The organism is Gluconobacter sp. GP1 (assembly GCF_032913585.1).
In the GTDB taxonomy this organism is placed as follows: Bacteria; Pseudomonadota; Alphaproteobacteria; order Acetobacterales; family Acetobacteraceae; genus Gluconobacter; species Gluconobacter cerinus.
Genome location: NZ_JASGXC010000001.1, coordinates 179,108 through 203,810 on the forward strand (window position 1 = coordinate 179,108; position 24,703 = coordinate 203,810).

23 protein-coding genes are annotated in these 24,703 nt (G+C 57.2%); 13 read left to right on the plus strand and 10 right to left on the minus strand.

What is annotated here, in order from left to right; all coding sequences use genetic code 11:
* Positions 1-158 precede the first annotated feature (158 nt).
* The 3 genes from rpsB (at position 159) to recO (ending at position 2,885) form a co-directional block, all read left to right on the plus strand.
* Entirely contained in the window at positions 159-953 is a 795-nt protein-coding gene (gene rpsB, locus R5H23_RS00860) for a 30S ribosomal protein S2 (protein WP_046901435.1), read from the plus strand.
* Positions 954-1,055: 102 nt separating this feature from the next.
* Positions 1,056-1,964 (plus strand): translation elongation factor Ts, encoded by a 909-nt coding sequence (gene tsf / locus R5H23_RS00865; RefSeq protein WP_046901436.1) that lies wholly within the window; start codon positions 1,056-1,058, stop codon positions 1,962-1,964.
* Positions 1,965-2,087: 123 nt separating this feature from the next.
* Positions 2,088-2,885: a DNA repair protein RecO gene (gene recO, locus R5H23_RS00870; protein WP_211502844.1), complete on the plus strand. Its 798-nt coding sequence runs from the start codon at positions 2,088-2,090 to the stop codon at positions 2,883-2,885.
* Here recO and R5H23_RS00875 read toward each other — a convergent pair.
* Complete coding sequence (locus tag R5H23_RS00875) at positions 2,845-3,321, minus strand: hypothetical protein (RefSeq protein ID WP_211502753.1); 477 nt, start codon at positions 3,319-3,321, stop codon at positions 2,845-2,847. The two genes, recO and R5H23_RS00875, sit on opposite strands and share 41 nt — an antisense overlap.
* Between R5H23_RS00875 and parC the strand changes: the two genes are divergently transcribed.
* Entirely contained in the window at positions 3,298-5,508 is a 2,211-nt protein-coding gene (gene parC / locus R5H23_RS00880; protein ID WP_211502752.1) for a DNA topoisomerase IV subunit A, read from the plus strand. The two genes, R5H23_RS00875 and parC, sit on opposite strands and share 24 nt — an antisense overlap.
* A gap of 2 nt (positions 5,509-5,510) precedes the next feature.
* Here parC and R5H23_RS00885 read toward each other — a convergent pair whose 3' ends face one another.
* Entirely contained in the window at positions 5,511-6,227 is a 717-nt protein-coding gene (locus R5H23_RS00885; protein ID WP_099212259.1) for an arginyltransferase, read from the minus strand.
* A gap of 115 nt (positions 6,228-6,342) precedes the next feature.
* Here R5H23_RS00885 and cls point away from each other — a divergent pair, with 115 nt between their 5' ends.
* Positions 6,343-7,755: a cardiolipin synthase gene (gene cls / locus R5H23_RS00890; RefSeq protein ID WP_317213903.1), complete on the plus strand. Its 1,413-nt coding sequence runs from the start codon at positions 6,343-6,345 to the stop codon at positions 7,753-7,755.
* A 3-nt stretch (positions 7,756-7,758) separates the two neighbouring features.
* Here cls and R5H23_RS00895 read toward each other — a convergent pair whose 3' ends face one another.
* Positions 7,759-8,385: an endonuclease/exonuclease/phosphatase family protein gene (locus R5H23_RS00895; protein ID WP_046901441.1), complete on the minus strand. Its 627-nt coding sequence runs from the start codon at positions 8,383-8,385 to the stop codon at positions 7,759-7,761.
* Positions 8,382-9,458 carry an AI-2E family transporter gene (locus tag R5H23_RS00900; protein WP_046901442.1) on the minus strand — a complete coding sequence of 359 codons (1,077 nt, stop codon included), beginning with the start codon at positions 9,456-9,458 and terminating at the stop codon, positions 8,382-8,384. Before R5H23_RS00900 ends, R5H23_RS00895 begins: the two co-directional genes overlap by 4 nt.
* Positions 9,459-9,509: 51 nt before the next feature.
* Here R5H23_RS00900 and R5H23_RS00905 point away from each other — a divergent pair, with 51 nt between their 5' ends.
* From R5H23_RS00905 to R5H23_RS00915, 3 genes are read left to right on the plus strand one after another with little or no spacing between them, the layout of a single operon-like run.
* Complete coding sequence (locus tag R5H23_RS00905) at positions 9,510-10,400, plus strand: sulfurtransferase (protein ID WP_317213904.1); 891 nt, start codon at positions 9,510-9,512, stop codon at positions 10,398-10,400.
* 3 nt (positions 10,401-10,403) lie between these two features.
* Positions 10,404-11,621, plus strand: a complete 1,218-nt coding sequence (gene metC, locus R5H23_RS00910; protein ID WP_317213905.1) for a cystathionine beta-lyase — start codon at positions 10,404-10,406, stop codon at positions 11,619-11,621.
* A complete protein-coding gene (locus R5H23_RS00915; protein WP_317213906.1) occupies positions 11,621-11,830 on the plus strand; it encodes a hypothetical protein in 210 nt (69 codons plus the stop codon). Before metC ends, R5H23_RS00915 begins: the two co-directional genes overlap by 1 nt.
* Here R5H23_RS00915 and R5H23_RS00920 read toward each other — a convergent pair.
* From R5H23_RS00920 to R5H23_RS00930, 3 genes are all read right to left on the minus strand, one after another.
* Positions 11,810-13,312: a YifB family Mg chelatase-like AAA ATPase gene (locus tag R5H23_RS00920; RefSeq protein WP_317213907.1), complete on the minus strand. Its 1,503-nt coding sequence runs from the start codon at positions 13,310-13,312 to the stop codon at positions 11,810-11,812. The two genes, R5H23_RS00915 and R5H23_RS00920, sit on opposite strands and share 21 nt — an antisense overlap.
* A gap of 36 nt (positions 13,313-13,348) precedes the next feature.
* Positions 13,349-14,596, minus strand: a complete 1,248-nt coding sequence (gene serA / locus R5H23_RS00925; protein WP_046901444.1) for a phosphoglycerate dehydrogenase — start codon at positions 14,594-14,596, stop codon at positions 13,349-13,351.
* A gap of 80 nt (positions 14,597-14,676) precedes the next feature.
* Complete coding sequence (locus R5H23_RS00930; protein WP_317213908.1) at positions 14,677-15,483, minus strand: inositol monophosphatase family protein; 807 nt, start codon at positions 15,481-15,483, stop codon at positions 14,677-14,679.
* 74 nt (positions 15,484-15,557) lie between these two features.
* On the opposite strand from R5H23_RS00930, the gene R5H23_RS00935 reads away from it, so the two are divergent.
* The 4 genes from R5H23_RS00935 to smpB are packed head-to-tail and all read left to right on the plus strand — an operon-like array spanning position 15,558 to position 18,569.
* Positions 15,558-16,283 (plus strand): 3-deoxy-manno-octulosonate cytidylyltransferase, encoded by a 726-nt coding sequence (locus R5H23_RS00935; protein WP_317213909.1) that lies wholly within the window; start codon positions 15,558-15,560, stop codon positions 16,281-16,283.
* Positions 16,283-17,119 (plus strand): prephenate dehydratase, encoded by an 837-nt coding sequence (locus R5H23_RS00940; protein ID WP_211503884.1) that lies wholly within the window; start codon positions 16,283-16,285, stop codon positions 17,117-17,119. Before R5H23_RS00935 ends, R5H23_RS00940 begins: the two co-directional genes overlap by 1 nt.
* The gene (gene dapA / locus R5H23_RS00945) at positions 17,116-18,066 is read left to right on the plus strand and encodes a 4-hydroxy-tetrahydrodipicolinate synthase (protein ID WP_317213910.1); all 951 of its coding nucleotides are present in this window, start codon (positions 17,116-17,118) and stop codon (positions 18,064-18,066) included. The genes R5H23_RS00940 and dapA overlap by 4 nt, the downstream gene beginning before the upstream one ends.
* Before the next feature lie 8 nt (positions 18,067-18,074).
* Positions 18,075-18,569, plus strand: a complete 495-nt coding sequence (smpB, locus tag R5H23_RS00950; protein ID WP_046901449.1) for an SsrA-binding protein SmpB — start codon at positions 18,075-18,077, stop codon at positions 18,567-18,569.
* Positions 18,570-18,690: 121 nt separating this feature from the next.
* On the opposite strand, the gene R5H23_RS00955 is transcribed toward smpB, so the two are convergent.
* Positions 18,691-19,440 carry a cold-shock protein gene (locus R5H23_RS00955; protein ID WP_211496921.1) on the minus strand — a complete coding sequence of 250 codons (750 nt, stop codon included), beginning with the start codon at positions 19,438-19,440 and terminating at the stop codon, positions 18,691-18,693.
* A gap of 287 nt (positions 19,441-19,727) precedes the next feature.
* Here R5H23_RS00955 and R5H23_RS00960 point away from each other — a divergent pair, with 287 nt between their 5' ends.
* Positions 19,728-20,732, plus strand: a complete 1,005-nt coding sequence (locus R5H23_RS00960; RefSeq protein WP_099212284.1) for a lipid A deacylase LpxR family protein — start codon at positions 19,728-19,730, stop codon at positions 20,730-20,732.
* A gap of 70 nt (positions 20,733-20,802) precedes the next feature.
* On the opposite strand, the gene R5H23_RS00965 is transcribed toward R5H23_RS00960, so the two are convergent.
* Complete coding sequence (locus tag R5H23_RS00965; protein WP_317213911.1) at positions 20,803-22,476, minus strand: GGDEF domain-containing phosphodiesterase; 1,674 nt, start codon at positions 22,474-22,476, stop codon at positions 20,803-20,805.
* A 95-nt stretch (positions 22,477-22,571) separates the two neighbouring features.
* Entirely contained in the window at positions 22,572-24,674 is a 2,103-nt protein-coding gene (gene recG / locus R5H23_RS00970) for an ATP-dependent DNA helicase RecG (RefSeq protein ID WP_317213912.1), read from the minus strand.
* Positions 24,675-24,703: the final 29 nt, after the last annotated feature.

Consider the following 24,703-nt stretch of genomic DNA (forward strand, 5'->3'; position numbering starts at 1 on the left):
CTTGCAATAAGGGCGCGTATCAGCCATATCGCGCTCGTCCGTTTTCTTCCCTTCAAGGAGGTTGGCGGACAATCCGCACGCATGACCATGAGGTTTTCTGGTGTTCCGCAAGGGACGTCGTCATGCGGAGGTCTAACCAGATGCTAGGAATTTGAATCATGGCAATGCCAGAATTCACCATGCGCCAGCTCCTTGAAGCCGGCGTTCACTTCGGTCACCACACCCGCCGTTGGAACCCTGCAATGGCGCCGTACCTGTTTGGTATTCGCAATCAGGTCCACATCATCGATCTGCAGCAGACCGTTCCCCTGCTGGACCGCGCCCTGAAGCTGGTCCGCGAGACGGTTGCAAACGGTGGTCGCGTTCTTTTCGTTGGAACGAAGCGCGCTGCTGCTGAGCATGTTGCTGAAGCTGCCCAGCGTTGCGGCCAGTACTACGTGAACCACCGCTGGCTCGGCGGCATGCTGACGAACTGGAAGACCATCACGGGTTCCATCAAGCGTCTGCGCCAGATCGACGACATGCTGTCCGGTGACACGGCTGGTCTGACGAAGAAGGAAGTTCTCGACATCACGCGTGACCGTGAGAAGCTCGAGCGCTCCCTCGGCGGTATCAAGGAAATGGGCGGCCTGCCTGACCTGATTTTCGTGATCGACACGAACAAGGAAAAGCTGGCTGTTGAAGAAGCCAACAAGCTCGGCATCCCGGTCATTGGCATTCTGGACAGCAACTCCAACCCGGCCGGTGTCACGTACCCGATCCCGGGCAACGACGACGCTATCCGCGCCATCACCCTGTACTGTGACCTGATTTCTGGCGCAGTTCTGGACGGCATTTCTGCTGAGCTGGCTGCTTCCGGCCACGATATCGGCGCTGAAGAAGAGCTTCCGGCTGAGACCGCAGTTCTTGAAGCTGCCGTCGCCGAAGGTGAGCAGGCTCCAGCCGCTAACTGAGACAGCGTGCCGTGTTCTCTCTGATGGCACGGCAACTGAAAAACATGCATGCGGTCGGGCGTTTACGCTCGGCCGCATGATCTTTTCGAGGGATAAGAGAACATGGCAGAGATCACCGCAGCCCTGGTTCGCGAGCTACGCGAAAGCACCGGCGCAGGCATGATGGATTGCAAGAAGGCTCTGACTGAAGCCTCTGGCGACATGGAAGCCGCCATCGACTGGCTGCGCACGAAGGGCCTGTCCCAGGCTGCCAAGAAGTCTGGCCGTACCACGGCAGAAGGCCTGGTTGGCGTTGTTTCCGGCCCGAACCGCGCCGCTATGGTCGAAGTCAATGCCGAGACGGACTTTGTTGGCCGTAACGAAGCATTCCAGGCTTTCGTTGAGCAGGTTGCTCAGGTTGCTCTGGAAGTGGGTGATGACCTGGAAACCATCAAGGCTTCCAAGGTTCCGTCTGGCCGTACGGTTGCTGACGAACTGACGCACCTGATCGCCACGATCGGTGAAAACATGTCCATCCGTCGCGCCAAGGTTCTGTCCGTAGAGACCGGCGTTGTCGCAAGCTACGTGCACAGTGCACTGCGTCCGGGCATCGGCAAGATCGGCGTTCTGGCTGCTCTTGAAGCACCGTCTGAGAGCGAAGCTATTCTGACGCTCGGCCGCCAGATTGGTATGCACGTTGCTGCAACCCGTCCGGCTGCTCTGGACGTTGCAAGCGTTGATCCGGAATCTCTGGAGCGTGAGCGCGCTGTTCTGATCGAGCAGGCTCGTGAGTCCGGCAAGCCTGAAGCCATCATCGAAAAGATGGTCGAAGGTCGTGTCCGCAAGTTCTACGAAGAAGTTGTGCTTCTGGAGCAGGTGTGGGTGCTGGACGGCGAAAGCCGCGTGTCCAAGGTCGTTGAGAAGGCTGGCGCGAAGCTGATTGGTTTCGAGCGCTTCCAGCTTGGCGAAGGCATCGAAAAGGAAGAAAACGACTTCGCTGCTGAAGTGGCTGCTGCTGCTGGCACGAAGTAAGATCTTTCTTTTTCCGGCTGATGGGCTTGCCTGCTCAGTTGGATACGAGAGACTGGAAACTCCCGCATGGTTATCGTGCGGGAGTTTTTCTGTTTTCAGGGGCTGTGGGGCTGTTTTGCAATGATGGAATGGGAAGCCGCTGCGCTTGTTCTCTCAGTTCGACCCTACGGTGAAGGCAGCGCACTTGTTCACCTGTTGAGCGAAGAGCACGGTGTTTCGCATGGAATGGTTCGTGGTGGTGGTTCACGGAAACAGGCCCCGCTTTGGCAAACCGGTAATCTTGTTATGGCCAGATGGCGCGCCCGGTTGTCTGATCAGCTTGGAGGTGTGACTGCCGAGCCGGTGCAAAGCGTTGGAGCCAGATTGCTGGACTTGCCGTTGCAACTGGCGATGGTCAGCAGTGCATGTGCCCTCGCTGACGGGGCGCTCCCACAGGGTGAGCCTCACCCTGAGCTTTTCATGCGCCTGATCCGCCTGCTGACATTGATTGCTGTTGCTCCGGAGCCGCCCCCCATGGCGGCCTATATTCGCTGGGAACGTGAACTGCTCGGTGGTCTTGGGTACGGTCTGGATCTTTCGACCTGTGCAGTTACGGAGGCGACTGAAGATCTGAATTTTGTCTCTCCACGATCTGGCCGGGCAGTCAGCGTTGCGGGAGCAGGAGAATGGCGGGACCGCCTATTGCCGCTTCCGGCCTTCCTCCGACATAACGAAGAAGAAGGCCTGCCTGACGAATGGTTGCAGGGAATGACGCTGACAGGTCATTTTCTGGCACGCTGGGTCTTTGGCGTCCGGCATCAACCATTGCCTGCAGCCCGCGAAAGGCTTTTCGAACGTGTCCGTAGATTGACGGAGCCAAACGAGTTGCAGAGGGGGGCGGTCAGTATTGCACCTGAACCGGACCTGGACGAAGGCCACTGACGACATCCGGGTCCGCGCGCCAGTTCCAGACTGACCAGTCCCATCCCGGATGCTGATTAATTTCTGCGGTCATACGTTGTTCTTCATTCGCAGAGACATGGTGGCCGGACTGGTAAGCGTGGTAAGCTGACATATTGCCCATATAGACGCACCCGCAGGCTGTCGGATCCGCATAGAGCAGGACCGGAATATTGCCTTGCATGCGGTACGTCATGGTGTTGGCAGGAAGCAGGTTCATCATTTGCCAGCGGGCTGTCGTATCGGCCGGATGGGCGACAAAGCCGCTGCGAGCCAGTGTATGCTCTTCATGGAGGATGGGCCGGTAAGGTGAACAGGCCGAAAGAAGAACGAGGGCGGCGCTGGACAGAAGCGGGCGCCAGTGTCTAATTCCTGCGGAGAAAAGGGGAAGTGCATGGGCGTTGATCTGGCGGGTCATATTGAGGATACCAAGCTCGCGGAGGCTTTGAGCGAGCGATATATTGCGTATGCGATGTCGACGATCATGTCGCGGTCCCTTCCGGATGTGCGTGATGGTCTCAAGCCGGTGCACCGGCGCCTCCTCTATGCGATGCAGCAGCTACGCCTTGATCCCACATCAGGGTTTAAAAAGTGTGCACGTGTCGTCGGTGACGTGATCGGTAAGTTTCACCCGCATGGTGATGCGTCCGTTTACGAAGCGCTGGTGCGTCTGGCGCAGGATTTTGCCGTTCGGTATCCGCTGGTTGAGGGGCAGGGCAACTTTGGCTCCATCGACGGTGATGGCGCGGCTGCCATGCGATACACGGAAAGCCGGCTGACCGAGATTGCCCAGACGCTGCTGGATGGCATCAACGATGATGCTGTCGACTTCCGGCCGACCTACGACAACGAAGATCACGAACCGATCGTCCTGCCTGGAACATTCCCGAACCTTCTGGCCAATGGCTCCGCGGGTATTGCGGTGGGCATGGCGACAAGCATTCCGCCTCACAATGCTGGTGAAATCTGCCGAGCTGCAAAGCTTCTGATTGAAAAGCCTGAAGCAACAGTTGCGGAACTTGTCGATTACATCCCAGGCCCTGACTTTCCGACCGGTGGCATTCTGGTGGAAGATCGGGATTCGATTATCCGGTCTTACGAAACTGGCCGAGGCAGTTTCCGGACACGGGCGCGTTGGGAAGTTGAACAGGGACGTTTTGGTACGTGGTGTATCGTCGTCACTGAAATTCCCTATCAGGTGCAGAAATCCCGTCTGATCGAACAGATTGCCGAGTTGATGGAGCAGCGTAAGCTGCCCTTGCTCGGAGATGTCCGGGATGAAAGCACCATGGAAATTCGTCTGGTGCTGGAGCCCAAGACCAAGGGATGTGATCCTGAGGTCCTGATGGAGACGATGTTCCGCAACACGGCACTTGAGAACCGGTTCAGTCTGAACATGAATGTTCTGGGCGGGGATCGTGTACCGGGTGTTTTGTCGATCAAGCAGGTCATTCAGGCCTGGCTGGCACATGTGCATGAAGTGCTGGTTCGACGTTCCAACCATCGCCTTGCGGCAGTCCTGCGTAGACTGGAAATTCTTGACGGCTTTCTGGCGGTTTATCTGAATCTTGATGAGGTTATCCGCATCATCAGAGAAGAAGATGAGCCCAAGGTCTGCCTTATGAAGACCTTTACTTTGACGGATATTCAGGCGGAAGCTGTGCTGAATATGCGTCTGCGCTCTTTGCGACGCCTGGAAGAGATGGAAATCCGCAAAGAACGTGATGCGCTGGCGGATGAGCGGAAGTCTCTTGAAACCCTTCTGGGGTCTGAAAAGCGGCGCTGGACACGGATCGGCAAAGATCTGGACGCCACGATCAAGAAATTCGGCAGTGGCCCACTAGGTGATCGCCGGACAACGGTTGCTGAACCGCCCAAAGCCATCGATATTTCAGCGGCTCTGGAAGTTGATCGTGAGCCTCTGACAATTCTGCTGTCCAGCGAAGGCTGGATACGGGCCATGAAAGGTCACGGATTGGACCCGGAAGGCCATCGCTTCAAGGAAGGCGATTCACCAGGACTGATGGCGGAGTGTCAGAGCACAGACCGGGTCTGTCTGATCGCCAGTGGCGGAAAGGCGTTCACACTCAAGGCTGCGGATCTACCCCGCGGGCGTGGTTTCGGTCAGCCAGTGCGGACACTGATGGATATCGCACAGGAAGAACGCATCGTGGCGATGTTCCCCGTGACGGAAGATGGCAGACGCCTGATCGCGTCCGAAAGCGGGCGTGGCATGATTGTCTCTGAGGCCGGTATTGTTGCTGAGAAGCGCACAGGCAAGCAAGTGTTTAACGTCAAGGATGGGGAAAGCGTTTTTGCGTGTATTCCGGCAGTTGGAACGCATGTTCTGGCGGTTGGGCATAACAAGCGCGTTCTTATTTTCCCAATGGAGCAGGTGCCTGAGATGACGCGTGGGTCAGGCGTCTCTCTGCAGAAGCTGGGAGATAGCACATTGCGGGATCTTCGAGCGTTTACGCTTGAAGAGGGCCTTTTGTGGCAGCCCGGGCAGCGTGTACGACCTGCTGCTGACCTGGCCCCGCTTGAAGGACGGCGCGGTGCAGTTGGGCGTGCCGCCCCGCAATGGATCCTGCGCAAACCAAGCTGATGTCAAACCGGTGCGGCCAACGTTTCCCAGTGACCGCCCTGGAAGATCTCAGCCGGACGGAAGGTGGCCTTGTAAGCCATTTTCCGACTGCCGGGGACGTAATAGCCCAGATAGAGGTGAAGGCTTCCGCGCCGCTTGGTCAGATTGATCAGCGTCAGGATTGAATAGGTTCCCCAGGAGGCCGTCGGGCTGGATGTATCGTAGAACGTATAAACTGCGGACAGGCCGTCAGACATAATATCCACGAGGCTGACGCAGACGAGTTGGCCTTCAGGGGTTCGAAATTCCACGACAACCGTTTCCACCGGCGTGTTGGAAATCAGTTCGACGTAATCCTGCCAGGACATGTGGGCCATGTCGCCGTCCGTGTGCCGGCTTTCCTGGTAGGCATGGAACAGGGCAAACTGCTCCTGCGTTGGCACCGGCGGTATGATGACAGCATTGGTATTTTCGTGATGCTTCCAGACGCGCTTCTGCGCACGCGAAGGCGTGAAGAGTCCTACAGGAAGGCGCAGGGGCTTGCAGGCCCGGCAGTCAATGCAGACAGGTGCGTAGGCGATTGTATGGCTGCGCCGGAAGCCAGCCTGGGACAGACGGTCATGCAATGCCGAAGCATTCGGGCCGGAAAGATCAGTCAGAACCTTGCGCTCCATGCGATCAGGCAGGTACGGGCATGGTGCTGGCTCGGTTGTATAGAAGAGCTGTGGGCGGTGTTGCACAGGGCCGCTCCTCCAATGGAAAACCAGATGCGTTCTTCAGCCTAACCCAGACAGGACGCTGGCGCATCCATCATCTTTGCGGGAAGAGTATAGCCTCGGCCTGATTGGGAGTTTTATGAGGCACTGGACCATTCTGGATTGTGTTCTGACGTTTTTTCGCTGGGCGCTTCCCATCTGCGTGACGCTCCATGCGCTGCGGCATAAACGGAATACGTCTGCCTGTGCCGGGTGGATTGGCGTGTGCTGGGTCGGACCGTTTGTAGGGACAGCGCTTTATCTGATGTTCGGCATCAACCGGGTGCATCGCCGGGCCCGGAAGATGATCGATCATCATTCCTGGGAAGGACGGGAGCTGCTCGCCAAATACCGGCAGGTGATGGACGGCCATCTGGCGCCATTGGCAAAGATGCTCGGACGACTGACAGAGCGGCCGCTGATGGGGGGGAACTCCGTCAAAGTGTTGCATGATGGGGATAACGCCTATCCCGTCATGATCGAAGCCATCAATCAGGCGCAGACGTCGATCGTGCTGTGCTCTTACATCTTCCGGGCCGACAGGATCGGAGAAATGTTTGCGGAATCTCTGGTCGAAGCGCACAGAAGGGGCGTCGAAGTTCGTGTTCTGGTCGATGGAATCGGGAGTGGATATTTCAGGTGTGCGATTGAACGCCGCCTGCGACGGGACGGCGTGAAGTGTTCGCGGTTCATGCATTCTGTGTGGCCGTGGCGCATGCCGTTCATCAACCTCCGCAATCACCGTAAAATTCTGGTGGTGGATGGTCGTCTCGGTTTCATGGGTGGCCTGAATATCGGTGAGGAGAACATGCTTCGTCTCCGCACCAAACTGCCGGTTGCGGACACGCATTTCCAGTTGCGTGGGCCAATTGTGCATCAGCTTTCCGTAGCTTTCGCCTGGGATTGGTCTTTTACAACCGGAGAAGAGCTTCGGGGGGAGCCATATCTGCCTGAGCCGGTTCCGGTTGGGGACGTGCCCATGCGGATTGTCACATCTGGGCCGGATGCGGATCTGGAGAAGATTGAGTACGGAATGCTTCAGGCCATCACGTTGGCAAAGACGCATGTTCGCCTCATGACGCCATATTTTCTGCCAGACGATCGATTTTCAGCCGCATTGAATCTGGCCGCCCTACGAGGCGTGGTGATTGACGTTGTCGTGCCCAGGAGCAGCAACCATGCCATCATTGATTATGCACGAGATGCCAATCTGAGGCCGTTTCTGGATGCCGGGTGCCGCGTATGGATGGCCGATCCGCCCTTCAACCATTCCAAGCTCATGGTTGTGGACGATGAATGGAGTTTTGTTGGCAGCACTAATCTGGACGTACGGTCTCTGCGGTTGAATTTCGAAATCAATCTGGAGATTTACGATACAGGCGTCGCGCGGAACCTGTCTGCGTTCATGGATAGTCACCGGAAAAACCGCCTGACCCATCACGATATTGATCGGACGCCGTATCTGATCCAGATTCGCAATGCGGCGCTCCGGCTTTTTCTTCCTTATCTGTAACCGTCAGGGATTGAGGCGCAGCGTCACCGAGATGGGCCGGTGATCAGAGCCAAAGCGTGGCAGGGCCTTCGCCTCAAGACGGTTCACGCCACGCACAAGGCATCGGTCCAGTCGCAAGGGAAGGCGATCCAGCATGCGGTGTGTCTTTTCACGAGGGCCAACATCGTGAAAGCCGGGCAAGAGCACAGGGCCAACAAGATTGAAGTCCCCCATAATAACGGCACGCCGATGCATGTTGGCTGTCAGACTGCGTAATTGCCTGCGGTTCAGGATCTGACCGTGCGACAGATGAACGTTGGCGAGAGAAAAATTTCCAAAATCGAGAATCTGCGCAGTACGCTTAACCATCAGGCCCCGCGGCAGATGACAGAAAGATGGAGGCTGCGTGAAAGGCAGGCGGCTCCAGCAGGCTGTGCCATGTGGTCGGCCAGGAAGAGGGATGCGATCATAATATCCCCCTAGAATCTCCGGTAGGACATCAACGGGCTCCTGAGCTTCCTGCATCAGGACGACGTCCGGGTTTTCCGAACGAATGACTGTGAGGATGTCTTCCAGTGATGCGCCGTCCCAGCGCAGAAGGTTCCAGCTGAGAACGCGGAACGGCGCGCCAGACATAAGGGATGCCGTCACTTGGGAGACTCCGAAATATAGAGGGGGCCTGATTGTGGCCTGTGCGGACCAGCAGCGAACTCACTTGTCAGGGTGTAGCCGATGGCCAGAAGAACAGGGCCTAGAAAAATCCCCAGTCCGCCAAAGGCTACCACGCCGCCAAGAACTCCCAGAACGGTCAGGAGATAAGGGAGTTGTGCCCCTCGTGAAATGAAAATCGGGCGGATCAGGTGGTCGGCGCCTGAAATGACGATGACGCCATAAGCCGCCAGAAAAAGGCCATGTCCGACATGATGGGTCATGGCCAGCCAGATGGCGGCGGGAATCCAGATCAACGGTGCTCCGATGGGAAAGACAGCCACGAAAGCTGCGATACCCGCTAGAAGAACGGGCGATGGGACACCTGCGATCATAAGGCCAATCCCGGTCAGGACGCCTTGAATGATGGCTGTGCCGAGCACGCCGTACACAGTGCCACGAATGGTCCGACCAATGACATTGATGAGTCGTGGTGTAGCGCGTGGCCCAGCAATGCGAGCGATGAGGGCCGTAATGGTCATGCCAAGGGCGTCGCCGTTCAACCAGAGGAAGAATGCGACGAACAGGGCCATGACCAGCTCAACGAGACCGCTGGCCAGCTTTACAAGAACGGCAAGCGTGAAATGAGCGATCTGCCCGAAGTAAGGACGCAGCATCTCCGTGGCGGCACCCACGTCATGCGTTAGATGATACCAACCTTCGACCAGGTGTGGACCAGCCATAGGAATGCGCCCCATCCATGCCGGGGGTGGGCCAGCTGAGGCGGCTTTGAGAAGCAGCGTGTCCAGGCTGGCGATGGTTGCTGGAATATCGCTGATTCCGGCAGATGTCAGAACGGACAGAGGCACGATAATAGTCACGGCGCTGAGCATCATCATGGTGAGTGCAGCGAGAGCCGGACGAATATGACGTCGCAGCCACCGATAGATGGGCCAACTCGCAAAAGTCAGGATTGCCGCCCAAAGGATGGCCGAAAGAAATGGCCAGAGGATGATTCCACATCCATAGGCAATTCCGACAAGGACGAAGCCAAGAATGATCCGTTCGGTCTTCATGCAATGGTTTTCCGGACGGTCAGAGGCTTCAAGGCTGGGACCTGCATGTTCATGACTGGACAGTGTGCCACGCTCTGGCGTTCTGCGCATCCCTCGACCTATGGTGGATCTATGACGAACTCCCCCCTTATCACCGCAAAAGACCTCCTTTCTGTTGGGACGGCATATGTTCCCCTCGACGCCAGTGTTCTTCTGCCGGGTCAGAAGGGCGATCTGGACGCAGCTTTTCTTGAGCGTCGCCTGCCAAATGCGCGCCGATTCGACATTGATGTTTTTGCCGATCCGGACAGTCCGCTTCCACATACGGTGCCGGGTGCAGCCCGGTTCTCCCGTCTCATGGGTGAACTGGGGCTGAGTGAAGAGACACCTCTTGTCTTCTATGACGGCAAAGGAAGTGTTGGAGCCTGCCGAGCGTGGTGGTTGGCTCGTCTTTTCGGGCATCAGAACGTGAAGGTTCTGGATGGCGGACTGGCAGCCTGGGAAAACGCGGGCGGCGCATTGGAACACGGTGCCCAAGCGCCAATACAGCCAGTGTCCTACAGGACGCGTCCACAATACCGGTTACTCGCTGGAAGCGCCGACATTCTGAACGCTGACGCGCACACTGTGGTGCTGGATGCGCGAAGCCATGCCCGTTTCACGGCGTCCGTGCCAGAACCTCGCCCTGGTGTTCGAGGAGGGCATATGCCGGGAGCTCTCAGCCTCGACTGGACACAGCTTGTGGATGAGGCCGGTCATTTTTTGCCCGTTGAGTCTCTGCAAGATCTGTTTGCTCCAGTCGCTGGGCGGCGGGTGATTACCAGTTGCGGGTCGGGTTTGACGGCGGCAACGCTCTTGGCTGGTCTGGCAATCGCTGGGCTGCCAGATGGCGCGTTATATGATGGGTCATGGGCTGAATGGGGCAGCGATCCACAGGCACCAATCGTGACGGGAGAAGAATAAAACATGAGCGACCTTGAAACGAAGGTGAGTGCGGGCTGGAACCGTCTGGCGTCAACGCTGGTGCAAGGTGGCCGGGCCGATGTCAGGGAGAGCGGCACGCTTGTGAACCTTCCTGTCACACGGGGCTCGACAGTTCTTTTCCCAAGTCTTGAAGCCATGAACCGGATGGATGGTCGAAGCCATTCGCATAAGGCCGTGTATGGCGCCATGGGGACGCCCGTTCAGCATGAGCTGGAAAAGCTCCTGTCGCTCATTGAGGGGGGAACGCATACGCAGGTCGTCAACTCTGGCCTGAGTGCCTGCACGACGCCGCTTCTGGCGTTTCTGGGGCAGGGCGATCATCTTCTGCTTCCCGATTCGGTTTATGGTCCGACACGTCGTTTCGCAGATACGATGCTCAAGCGGATGGGCATCAGCACAACCTATTATGCTCCCATGGCGACACGCGCAGAGATTGAGGCGCTGATCCGAGCCGAGACCCGGATTATTCTGGCGGAGAGCCCGGGAAGCCATACATTCGAGGTGCAGGATGTACCGATGCTGGCAGATGTCGCTCATCAGGCGGACGCACTGCTGTTTCTGGATAATACCTGGGGCATTGGCGTGTTTCAGCCGTTTGAGCATGGCGTGGACGTGTCCATTCAGGCTCTGACGAAATATCCCGGCGGCCACTCGGACGTCATTATCGGGGCCATTACGGTTAATGATGAGACACACTGGAAAACCCTGCGGGATGCGTCCATCCAGTTAGGTCAGTGCGCAAGCCCGGATGACTGCTGGCTCACCCTGCGTGGCCTGCGAACCATGGGAGTGCGCCTCACGCATCAGTCGCGTTCGGCTCTTGAGATTGCACAGTGGCTGAAGACGCGCCCGGAAGTTGCCCGGGTTCTGCATCCCGCTTTGCAAGACTGCCCCGGGCATGAATTCTGGAAGCGCGATTTTACGGGGGCTTGCGGTCTGTTCGGTGTTGAACTGCAACGAGATATCAGTGTCGAAGCTGCAGAACGCATGATTGATGGTCTGAGCATGTTTGGGATCGGCGCCTCATGGGGCGGTTACGAGAGCCTGGTTCTGCCGACCACAGGCCATGTCCGACGTGTGACCGAGGCTGGGGCTCCAAAGGCCGCGACGTTCCGTCTGCATATCGGTCTTGAAAGTGTAGATGATCTCAAGGCGGATCTGGCGCGGGGCCTGGACGGTTTGCGGCGGGTCGATCAGTAATGCCACGCAAGGAATGGCTGATCTGGTGGGTCATGGTCTGCGGGTATGTCTTGATGACTGCGACCCTGCTTTATGGCGTCTGGCTGTTTGGAACGGCGTTTTTCCTGAGGATTAATTTCTGGATCACGCTGTTCATCATGGCCGCCATGATCCCATCTTTTCTGGATCTAAAGCGCCGCAAGAACGGGTCAACGCCGCCGAAACCCTAGCGCTTCTGCCACATGGTGGCGCTGGATCTGCTGCGTTCCTTCCAGATCAGCAATTGTTCGCGAGACGCGCATCAGCCGTGTCAGGCCGCGATTTGAAAGGCGCAGTTTTTCGGCAGCCTGTTCAGCCAGGGACCTCGCATCATCGTCCATGACAAACAGGTCTGGCGAGGCCAGGGCATTGCACACGTTCTGACGGGTAATCTGTCGATCGCGTGCTTTTTCAACGCGGGCACGGACGGTTGCACTGTCTTCACCCCGAGGAGCACGACTGATCTCGATGGGCGAGAGCGGGTCAATTTGCACGCAGAGATCCATGCGATCCATCATCGGACCTGAGATCTTTGCGCTATAATCTTCTCCGCATCGAGGGGCTTTGCGGCAACTCCGTTCCGGGTCTCCCAGATATCCGCAACGGCAGGGATTCATGGCTGCGATGAACTGAAAACGGGCTGGATAGGTTGTGTGCTGGGCAGCGCGGGCGATCGAAATTGAGCCGGTCTCGATAGGTTGTCGGAGTGCTTCCAGACATGACCGCGAGAATTCGGGCAATTCATCCAAGAAAAGCACACCATTATGGGCAAGGCTGACTTCGCCGGGTCGTGCTTTGGCCCCGCCACCGACCATCGCGGGCAAACTGGCGCTGTGATGAGGCGCACGATAGGGCGGCCGGATTGTCAGGCGACCGTCTTTCAAGAGCCCTGACACACTGTGGATCCGGCTTGTTTCCAGCATTTCCTCAGTCGTCAGATCCGGCAAGATACCGGGCAATCTGCACGCAAGCATGGATTTTCCAGCACCTGGTGGTCCGCTCATGAGGACGGAATGTCCGCCAGCGGCGGCAATTTCAAGTGCTCGACGCCCAAGAGCCATGCCCTTCACGTCAGCGAGGTCAGGGCCATAATCCGGGGTGTATCCTTCTGCTGCGGGAACAGGCGTTAAAACCTGTTCGCCACGGAAATGAGATACAACGCCGAGCAAAGTGTCTGGAGCCAGAATGTCTTGGTCTGGATTGCCCCAGCGTGCCTCTCTTCCCTGCAGCGCCGGGCAGATTAACCCTAGAGAATGTGCTGCAGCACCAAGGGCTGCGGATAAAACACCGTTAACCGGGTTGATCCGTCCATCGAGCGAAAGCTCACCGACGGCCGCATAGGCAGAGACAGCTTCGAACGGCAGAATTCCCATGGCGACCAAAAGCCCGAGCGCGATGGGAAGGTCAAAATGTGCACCTTCCTTGGCGAGGTCTGCGGGGACGAGATTGACCAGAATACGTTTTGGAGGAAGGGCCAGGCCCATGGATGTCAGAGCAGCACGGACACGCTCGCGTGCTTCGCCGACCGATTTGTCCGCCATGCCGACCAGCAGAAACGCTGGAAGCCCTGTCGAGACCTGAACTTCAACCGTAACCGGAACAGCTTCGATTCCAGAAAAGGCAAAGCTTTGGATACGGGCAAGGGCAGGAGTGTTCTGGCCAGATGTCGTCATGGAACGAGATCTTAGCCAGAACATATTACTGGATGGTTAACGCTGGTAAATCAGGCGCGCACGAAGCGTTCCATCAAGGGCGCGCAGGCCGTCCAGAAGGTGCTGGTCCATATCGGGGCCCGTCGATTCAGCCTCGACGACAACGTAACCGACTTCACCGTCCGTCTGCAGATACTGTGCCGTCACATTGCAGTTCTCGGCTGCGAACAGCTCGTTGATCTGGCGCATGATGCCGGGACGGTTGGCATGAACGTGCATGAAGCGCGTGCCACGTGGCCGCTCCGGAAGCTGCACGCTCGGGAAATTCACGGCACCAATAGTGGAACCAACATCGGAGTAATCCACAAGCTTGCGGGCGACTTCAACGCCAATCCGCTCCTGTGCTTCCATGGTGGAGCCGCCGATATGCGGGGTGAGAATAACGTTTTCCAGGCCCTGAAGCGGGGAAACGAAACGCTCTCCGGCAACTTTGGGCTCCACTGGGAACACGTCCACGCCAGCACCCATGAGATGGCCGTCCTTAAGGGCTGCGGCCAGAGCTTCAAGGTCAACGACACTGCCGCGGGCGTTGTTGAGGAGAATCGAGTTGGGCTTCATGGCCCGGATCTCGGCTTCTCCGATCAGGAGGTCTGTGTCCGGTGTCTGGGGAACGTGCAGTGTGACGATATCGGACTTGGCAAGAAGGTCCTTGAGCGTCGCGACTGCAACGGCGTTACCGTGCGGGAGGCGGGGCATGATGTCATAATACAGGACGCGCATGCCAAAGGCTTCGGCCAGAACGGAAAGCTGTGAACCGATGGAACCGTAACCGACGATACCGAGCGTCTTACCACGGACTTCCCACGCATTAATGGCGGATTTGTCCCAGCCACCCTGGTGGCACTGTTCAGAACGGGATGGAATGCGGCGCATCAGCATGACCACTTCACCCATCACCAGTTCGGCGACGGAGCGCGTGTTGCTGTAAGGCGCGTTGAAGACCGGAATGCCGGCCATGCGGGCGGCGGTCAGATCGACCTGATTTGTCCCGATGCAGAAGCAGCCGATGGCCATCAGCCGATCAGCGGATTCAATAACTTCGCGCGTCAACTGCGTCCGGCTGCGAATACCCACCATGTGCACGCCTTGCAGTGCTTCCTTGAGGGCATCGCCTTCAAGAGCGCCTTTCAGACGCGTGACCTCTGCATAACCCTGCACATTAAAATGCTCGACAGCACTCTCATGGATGCCTTCAAGCAGGAGGATGCGGATCTTGTTCTTGGGGAGAGAGAAGTGCGTTTCCATATTTCCATCCCGGTCCTGAACCGGAAGGCTCCGGCTCTCATTCCAACCTGTCCCGGCCCATGATCACCGGGGCGTCATGCCTAGCCCATCGTTCCCGGATGGGAAAGGTGGTTCACGATGTCTGTGAGCAGGGCAGGGTTGCCGCACGCCAGAACGGTTCCATCACTTTCGAGCGTAAGAGGCTTGCCCTGCCAGTCCGTGATGCTGCCGCCTGCGCCTTCAATGACCGGAACAAGTGCCCCCCAGTCCCATGGGTTCATGGTGCATTCGGCGATTACATCGATCTGGCCAAGCGCCAGTAGTCCGTAGGCGTAACAGTCGCCGCCCCATGATGTCCGCCGGACCTGCTTCTGGAGGCTGGCAAAGCGTGGTGCGTGATTGGGCGTCATGATTTCCGGGGATGTGCAGGATAGTTCAGCTTGCCCAAGAACCGGGCATATGCGTGTGCCAATCTGACCGGGCAGTCGGGTGGACACAAAGCGTGTCCCCTGCCCGGCAACGCCTATCCACCGTTCGCCCGTCAGTGGTTGGTCAATCAACCCCAGAACAGGTCGTCCTTTATGGAAAAGCGAAATAAGGGTTCCGAAGGTTGGGCGGCCGGTCAGGAATGCGCGTGTTCCGTCGATCGGGTCCAGCACCCAGAGCCAGTCTCCTTCGTGACCGCTCATTCCGCTTTCTTCGCCCAGGATAGCGTGCTCGGGCAGAGCATCTTCCAGAATGGAGCGCATGACTTTTTCAGCCGCACGATCTGCAACAGTGACCGGGCTGTCATCGGATTTGGCATCAGCCTGTAGTGAGGTGCGGAAATGGGGGATGACCGTCTCGCGGGCAGCGTTTGCACAGGCTTCGGCGACGACAAGTGCCTTTTCCAGAACTGTTTCGCTCATATTTTCTTTCAATTCCTGCCAGAAAGCCGTGTGTGAGATTGACGCCCGATCAGGCGGGCGGCATCAGAAGGGCCATGCGTCCGATCATCGTCATTCCCTCCAGACTTGCCTCGACCCGCCTCCCACGCAAGCCCCTTGCGGATATTGGTGGCCTTCCCATGATTGTCCGCGTTGCGAAACGGGCGTTGGAAGCAAAGATCGGGCCAGTGGTTGTTGCTGCGGGCGATCAGGACATTCTTGATGCCGTCCGTGAGTTAGAGGGCGTGCAAGGTGTCTTGACCGACTCGTCTCTGGCCAGCGGTTCGGATCGTGTGCATGCAGCCATCCAGAAGCTCGATCCGTCTGGAACTTATGACGTGGTGATCAATCTGCAGGGAGACCTGCCTTTGATTGATCCGACCAGTCTGACTGCCGTGCTCAAGCCGCTGGAAAATCCATCCTGTGATATCGGGACGCTTGCTGCTCCCGTTCAATCAGACTGGGAAAGAGATGCCGAACAGGTGGTCAAGATCGCCTGTGATTTTGGCGACGCCGCGGTGACGCGCGCACTTTATTTTTCACGTATGCCCATTCCATGGGGCGCAGGGCAGCATTGGCATCATGTTGGCGTATATGCATGGCGTCGAAACGCATTGGAGCGTTTTGTCAGTCTGCCACAGTCGGCTCTGGAGCGGCGTGAAAGTCTGGAGCAGCTTCGTGCGCTGGAAGCAGGAATGAGCATCGGGTGTGCCCGGATAGAACATGCTCCTCAAGGTGTTGATACGCCTGAGGATCTGGAACGAGTGAGAGGACTGGTCTGATGCCGGTAATTGCTTTTCAGGGGCAGCCTGGCGCCTATTCGGACCTCGCATGCCGACAGGCTCGTCCGGGTTGGACGACCCTTCCCTGCGCGAGCTTTGCAGCTGCGATTGAAGCTGTGCATGATGGTCGGGCAGATGAAGCGCTCCTGGCCTGTGAAAATTCGCTCGCCGGGCGTGTGCCTGACATTCATTCTTTGCTGCCGGATGCAGGGCTGCACATCGTTGGAGAGCACTTTCAGCGTGTGGAGCACTGCCTTCTGGCTGTGCCGGGCACCGAAATCTCTGACATCCGGCGTCTTCACACACATCCAGTTGCACTCGGGCAGGTCCGTAAGCTTATTCATGAGCTGGATCTGGAAGTCGTGCCGGAGTTCGATACGGCTGGTGCTGCCGAAATGGTCGCGAAATGGGGCCGGAAGGAAGACGCTGCCATCGCCTCGTCACTCGCAGGAGAGCTGAACGGTCTCGTCATCTTACGGAGTAACGTTGAAGACGCGGCGCACAACACGACGCGCTTTTATCGCGTGGCACCTGTGCCAAGTTTTCCCGATTCTCAACGCAATGACACGTTGACGACGCTGCTCATGAAAGTCGGCAACAAACCCGGGGCGCTTTACGCGGCATTGGGTGGATTCTCACGTCATGGTATTAATATGACGAGAATTGAAAGTTACATGCTCAACGGCTCATTCGCGGCCACGCAGTTCCTGATGGATGTTGAAGGACATCCAGAGCAGCCTGCATTGGCGGCCGCTTTGAAAGAGCTGGAGCATGTCAGCGATAATTTGAAGATTCTGGGTGCATACCCACGCAGTCTTGCTCGTTCCAGCGCATGACGCTGACGGATCTAAAGAGCAGGATGGTGCGCATGATGAGCAGAGGCAAGGCAATGGTGGAGACGGGCATGTATCAAGGGTCGCTGACGGCTCTGATCACTCCGATGGGTACGGATGGGCGTATCGATTTCGAGGTGGCGACAAAGCTTATTGAGCGCCAGATTGAAGCGGGGACCAGCGGGCTCGTACCGGCAGGGACAACCGGCGAAAGCCCGACGCTGTCGCACGAGGAGCATGGCCAGATCATTGCCCACTGCGTCGAGACATCGAACGGTCGTGTTCCGGTCATGGCTGGAGCCGGCTCAAACAGCACATCTGAAGCTGTGCAGATGGCGCGACATGCTCATTCTGTAGGGGCGAGCAGCCTGTTGGTTGTGGTTCCGTATTATAACAAGCCCACCCAGGAAGGCCTGTATCGCCATTTCATGACGATCGCCGACGCGACGCCACTTCCGATTCACGTATACTGCATTCCGGGTCGGTCTGTGGTGGATCTTACTCCGGAGACACTGGGACGCCTCGCTCAGCATCCCAATATTGCTGGCGTAAAGGATGCTACGGCCAATCTGGCTCGTCCCATCGCGGTGCGGCGGAACGTTAAGAAGCCGTTCAACCAGCTTTCTGGTGACGATAACACAGTGGTGTCGTTTCTTGCGGCAGGTGGTGATGGCTGCATTGGCGTGACGTCAAATGTCGTTCCTGCGTTATGCGCGGAAATGCACAGCGCCTGGCAGGAGGGGCGAATCGAAGACGCAATCGAAATTCAGGATCGTCTCTCTCCGCTGCATGATGCCATGTTCATGGAAAGCAACCCGGGACCGGTGAAGTACGCTATGTCTCGGCTGGGTCTGTGCAATGCGACCCTGCGCCTTCCACTCGTGGAGCCTCAGGAGGCAACGCGGAAGGCTATCGATGCTGCTTTACGATCTCTCGATCTATTGGACTGATATTTTTAATGGCCGGAAAAAAAGAGAAGAGCGGCATGATCTCTCACGGGATCGTCGCTCAGAACCGTAAAGGCCGGTTCGATTACACGATTCTGGAAACTGTAGAGGCTGGAATTGTTCTGAAGGGGCCGGAGGTCAAAAGCCTTCGCTTGGGACGTTCAACCATTACCGAGGCCTATGCGGCCGAGCGTGATGGAGAAATCTGGCTCTTTAATTCCTACATTCCGGAATATCAGGGGGGCGTTCTTTCCCGCTTTGAGCCAAGGGCTCCTCGCAAACTGCTGCTGCATCGCAAACAGGTTGCGCATTATCTGTCCGCTGTGACGCGTGCCGGTGCATCGCTTGTCCCGTTGGATATTCATTTTAACGCCCGCGGAGTCGCGAAAGTGACGATTGGTTTGGGGCAGGGGCGCAAAAAAGAAGACAAGCGACATGCAATCGCTGAGCGCGACTGGCAACGTGATAAGGCTCGCTTGATCCGGAACAAGGGCAAGGAATACTGAGTTCTCGCGACACCGCCTTGTTTGACTATGGCACGTAATTTTTAGCAGTCATTAAAAAAGCCGCTGTGGAAAAATCCACAGCGGCTTTTTTTAGTGCTCAGCAAGATGCCGAAGCTACCAATCAATCGACGTTGATTGCAGCAGCTTCCGGACCCTTCTGACCCTGAACAACCTTGACGTTGATCGCCTGGCCTTCGTCGAGAGTCGGGAGCTGTGAACGCTCGAGAGCGGAAGCGTGGACGAAGATGTCCTTGCCGCCGGAGTCAGGCGTGATGAAGCCGAAGCCCTTGGTGGCGTTGTACCACTTCACGGTGCCGCGGATGTCCTGTGCGTCGGACAGGTCAGGAGCCGGACGGCCCGGACGTGCTGACGGGCCACCGAAGCGTGGCTGCGGAGCTGCACCGAACTGGGCGCGCGGACGGGGAGCTTCAGCCGTGCTTTCGTCAACGGAAATGACTTCAGCAACCTGGCGACCCTTCGGACCCTGGCCAATGCGAACAACCACGGTTGCACCCGGGTTGACGCTGCTTACGCCAGCGTTGCCAAGAGCGTTGGCGTGCAGGAAGACATCGCCCGAGCCGTCAGCCAGTTCAACGAAACCGAAACCCTTTTCGGTGTTGAACCACTTAACGCGGGAGCTGATTTCTGGGCCGGAAGCGGTAACGAAGCTGCTGCCAGCGCCACGACGAGGTGCGCCGAAGCCACCACCACCGCCGCCACCGAAGCCGCCGCGATCGCCGCCGCCGAAGCCGCCACGATCGCCGCCGCCGAAGCCGCCACGGTCACCATAGGATGGCTGGGACGAATAGTCCCCGTCAAACCCGCCGCGGCGAGGTGAGTTAAAGCTGCGGTCGGTTCTGTTGTTTCTCAACGGTCTAATCCCGAGACTGGGGTGCCACGGAGGGCTTCTATCCCCTGCCATGACGTATTTCAAAAAGGTGAGAAAAGCCTCAGGCCTTCCTCTGAGGGAATCACTAGCATGGTTTTTTCCCGCACTGCCACAACGAAAGTGCGAGAAGTGCCCAACTCGCGCGGATTTTAAGATTGTCTCAGTCCGTCAAGGTGCTCCGAAGGCTTTGCTTTGACGCTCAGTAATGACATAAAGACACAAATTGATAACGTCATTACCCTGATCGTACGCGAGATGCAGAGGTGCCCATGCAGACCCGACTGACTCTTTCCTTCGGGGCTATTGCCCTGCTTGCACTGGCATCCTCGTCCGCATTGGCGACTCCTCTTCAGGATCCACACGGTACCTGGACCATTCAGGGTGAGAACGATGCTGTCTCGACCCTGAAGGGAACGTCTGATCAGTATTATACGTCTGGTCTGCGCATTAACTGGACTTCGGGGACCGATAACCTTCCAGAACCGATTGCGAATCTGAATCATTTCCTGATGGGAAATGGCATGCAGCGTATCAGCATCGGTTTGCAGCAGCTGATTTATACCCCGCGCCAAACCCAGATGGCCCAGCCGCCACTTGGAGATCGTCCTTACGCAGGTTTGATGCTCGGCACCGTTAACCTTATTAATGATACGGATCTGTCCCGTACCGTCATGGGTATTCAGTTTGGTGTCATGGGCCCTGCAGGTCTTGGGCGTCAGGTGCAGAACGGATTCCATAACCTGATCAGCGACACGCCGAACAAGGGGTGGGTGCACCAGCTGGCGAATCAGCCGATCATGCAGATTCAGGCCGGTCGCATCTGGCGTCTGCCAGTCGTAAATGTTTACGGCATCGGCATGGACGTTTTGCCTGCGGTTTCAGGTGCGGCGGGCGATTACCGAACATACGCTGACGCGGCAGCCACCTTCCGGGTCGGACAAGGGCTGGACAGTGATTTCGGTAACTCGACGATTGGACCGGGACTGGATGGTACAGATGCGTTCCGTGGAACGCGTCCTGTCGCTTGGTACTTTTATGGTGGTGTAGAGGGGCAGGCCGTTGGGTACGACGCCACGCTTCAGGGTAATACCGTGCGTCCCGACTCGCCTCACGTCGAAAAAGTCTGGGATGTGGGCGAAATTCATGCCGGCGTGGCCGTGATGTGGCACGGCGTGCGACTCTCTTACAGCCAGAACTGGCAGACGGCTCAGTTCAAGTCGCAGAAAGCTGGCCTGTTTAACTATGGGTCGCTCAAGCTCTCTGTTAAATTCTAAAGCGTAATTTTTAGCTTGATCTTCGGACCAAGAAAAAAGCCCGACCGCAAAAGCGGGACGGGCTTTTTTCTTAAGCGGACTGTGACGCAGGCTTGGCCTGATCTCGAACCGGGGAGCCAAGAAGATATCCCTGGACCTCTTCGCACCCGTAAGCATCCAGGAAGGCCATCTGGGACTCGGTCTCTACGCCTTTGGCGCATGTCGTGATGTTCAAGGCGCGTGCCAAAGCGAGAATCGCGCACATCACTTCATTTGCGCGGTTGTTTTCGCCGAGGCTGTTGATGAATCTGCGATCAAGCTTGATCTGATCCAGCGGATAGAAGCGAAGACGCTCAAGGGACGAGAAGCCAGAACCGAAATCATCAAGCGCCAGCCTGACGCCGAGCGCGCGGACGCGGGACAATTCACGGAATGTGATGTCTTCTGGTCCGAAGAAGCGTGGCTCCGACATTTCAATTTGCAGTCGTTCAGGTGCGAGGCCGCTTTCCTGAAGAATTTCCTTGACGAGTTTCGAGAGGCGTTCACTCACGAGCCAGACTGGCGAGATATTGACGCAGACCCTGTGGGGGACATCCCAGCTCGCCGCAGCCATGCAGGCTGTTTTAAGACTCCAGCTATCGAGCATTTCAACCAGGCCGGCTTCTTCTGCGCAGCGAATAAAGAGGGCCGGCGGGACTTCTCCGTAGCCTGGTCTATTCCATCTTAGCAGGGCCTCATGAGCCACGATTTGCTGTGATGCGGTGTCAACAACCGGCATCCAGTTCAGGAAGAGGCCGTTCTGTTCCACGGCAACGGCAAGATCCTGCTCCAGGCTGGAAGACAGGATATGCATCCGTGTTGTTTCTTCGTCCGCGCGTCTCTCGTGACCGCCACCCAGGCGTTGGGCTTCCATAAGCGCAGCTTTGGCGCTGGTGAGAAGGTCATCAACCGTGTGGCCATCTTCCGGGAACATGCTCCAGCCGATGGACAGGGAAAATGGAAGAGAAGAGCTGGCAAGGGCAACAGGGGCTTCAGAAATCCGCAGAATGGATGTCATCAAGGATCGTGTTGTGACCTGCGTGTAGCCTGGTGGCGTCAAGACAATGAAGTTGCCGCCGCCCATGCCGCCAAGGAACGCGCCCTGGGGTAGGAGCTTTTCGATTCTTCGGACGATCTCTTCCAGAATGATGTCGGCGACATCCCAGCCGTAGCGCTCATTAATGAAAGACAGATGGTCAAGGTTGAAGCGAATTAATCCAAATTTTGCTCGTCTTGTCAGGCCAGCAGTCTGCTCAATGTACCACTGAACAGATTCCATGCTCTGCATACGGTTCGGCAGGACTGAACCGCTGTTGTAAATCGGGTTTCTGGTCAGGTCTGCGAGATCTGCAAGTGCATCCAACGTCTGCTGACTTGAAAGGTCAGTCGTCTCGCACGCAGCAAAAAGGAAGAGAGAGGTGGAAGTGCGCTTCTGTCGGGGCAGGCTTCCGACATTGATCCCGGCAACAGATCGCCCTGCTATTCTGAATGTCTGTGGTGAAGTGCTTTCTGAAAGTTCTTCATACGGAAGTTCACCCAGCGCATCGGCTAAAAATACACCAACGGAGGCAATTTCAAGGGGCGTAGAGTCCTTTGACAGGGCCACTATTCCCGCTGACGAAGCGCCAGTGAGCAGGCGTGCCAGTCTCAAGAGAGGCAGGTAACTGGCGGACGACGTCCCTTTCAGGAAAGAAGCTGCATGCTGATCGTCACCAGTTGAGAACATACTGTAAACCCGATTATGGATAAGTCGTAAAACCGTCAAAGAACGATAAAGTTCCTTCTCGGAAGGCAGATTAACAATTCTTTCTTAAAGGTCCTTTAACCAGAAATCAAAAGCCTGTCGGGTTCGGAGCGGTCAAAGAGCGTTAGCATAATTCTCAATCCGGCCCCGCGTGGGCCTTCCAGCGACGGATTGCGCATAAGTTCTCGCTCGCTGTCCTGTTGCATTGCCGCCAAAAGCAGCGAAATTCTTGCGCCCTGAGCTAACCGGAAGCCGGGCAGTCCGGACTGGCGGTCTCCAGCAAGGTCGCCGCCACCACGGATTCGGTAATCCTCGTCAGCAATCATGAATCCATCGTTAGTGTCTCGCAAAAGCGTTAACCGCCTGACGGCTGTTGGTGTGGCCATGCCATCATGGAGCAGCAGGCAGAAGGACTTTTTCGAACCGCGCCCGACGCGCCCCCGTAACTGATGAAGCTGAGCGAGCCCAAAGCGTTCTGCCTGTTCGATCACCATGACCGAAGCATTCGGTATATCCACGCCGACCTCAATAACGGTTGTAGCAACGAGGATACGTGTTTCACCCTTCCGGAATGCTTCAAGTGCGGCTTGCCGGATGGCGATGTCCTGTTTGCCATGTGCTAATCCAACGATACTGGGAAATCGCTCTCCAAGCATCGCCCACCGTTCTTCGGCCGCTGCGGCAGACTGTGTTTCGCTGTTCTCAATGAGAGGACAGACCCAGAAGACCTGTACCCCATCCGCTACTGCGCGGGATATGGCGGCCAGAATGTCTGGCATGGCATCCATATTATGCAGGGTCGTGCGAATGGGCTGTCTGCCTGCAGGTTTGGAATCCAGCCGACTTACGCTCATTTCGCCCCATTCCATGAGCTGAAGGGTCCGGGGAATGGGAGTGGCGGTCATGACCAGAATATCTGTAGCCTGTCCCTTGGCGCTCAGATTCATCCGTTGCTTCACGCCAAAACGGTGCTGCTCGTCAATGACGGCCAGTCCAAGGTCCGCAAACGTCACGCCTTCCTGAAACAGGGCGTGAGTCCCGACGATGATGCGCGCAGTTCCATCGGCAATGGCCGCCAGTGTCTCGCGGCGTGCTGCGCCTTTGATCGTCCCGCTCAGATAAACGCATTGCGTGGGACAAAGGCGGGACACTGTCTCGAAGTGTTGGCGTGCCAGAATTTCCGTTGGCGCCATGAGGGCTGCCTGGGCACCGGATTCCACGGCTTGAAGCATGGCATTCATCGCGACAAATGTTTTGCCGGCGCCTACGTCTCCTTGCAGCAGACGCATCATGGGAGCAGTGGCCGCCATGTCCTGACGGATTTCAATGATAGCTGAAGACTGGGCCGCCGTTGGCTTATGACCAAAACGACGATTGAGCTCTGCCTGGAGTGCGCCCGTGCCCGGCATGCTGCGGCCTATCCGGCTGCGTGCTTTAAGGCGAGCCAGTCCAAAACAGAGCTGGTCAGCAAGAAGTTCATCCGCAGCAAGACGGGAAAGTGCGCGCTCTCGCACTGGCGCCCATTCGACATGAGCAGGAATGCTTTCCGGGGCCTGCAGGATATGCAGCGCCTGTGTAAAAGCTGGCCAGCGGCGCTTTTGGACAAGGGCGTGGTCCTGCCATTCTGGAAAATCGGGCAGAAGCGTCAGGGCAGCGCGCATGGCTTTGCGCACGATGTAGGGAAACAGGCCTGCGGTCAGGGGCCAGACGGGTTCAAGTCTGGGAAAGCTGTCACGCTTTTCCCATGTTGTGACGTGATCCGGCTGGGGCATCGTCAATTCACCCTGGAACCGGCTGGTCTTGCCAGAGACAAGAAGCTCTGCCCCGACCGTTGGGGCAGGCATGTTTTTCTGCTGGAAAAAAACCAGATCCAGCCTTCCCGTGTCGTCTTCTGTGCGAATGATGGAGGGTTGGCCGGGGCGTGCAGCCTTGCGGATTGAGACGACACGGACACGCGTTGTCAGGATTTCTCCGGGTGCGAGATTGTGTCCTGCGGCAACTGTGCGCAGAATACGACGGTCAACAATTCGCTCGGGAAGGGTGAACAGCAGGTCCAGGACGCGCCGTCCCCCTGCGATCTTTTCCAGCAGACTTGCATGTCTTGGCCCGATTCCGGGCAGGGACGTCAGTGGTGCGAAGAGTGGAGCAAGAAAATCTGGAGAGGGCTGTTCGGACTGCATTGCAACGGGCGCTCCCCGGGGCTTTTCTT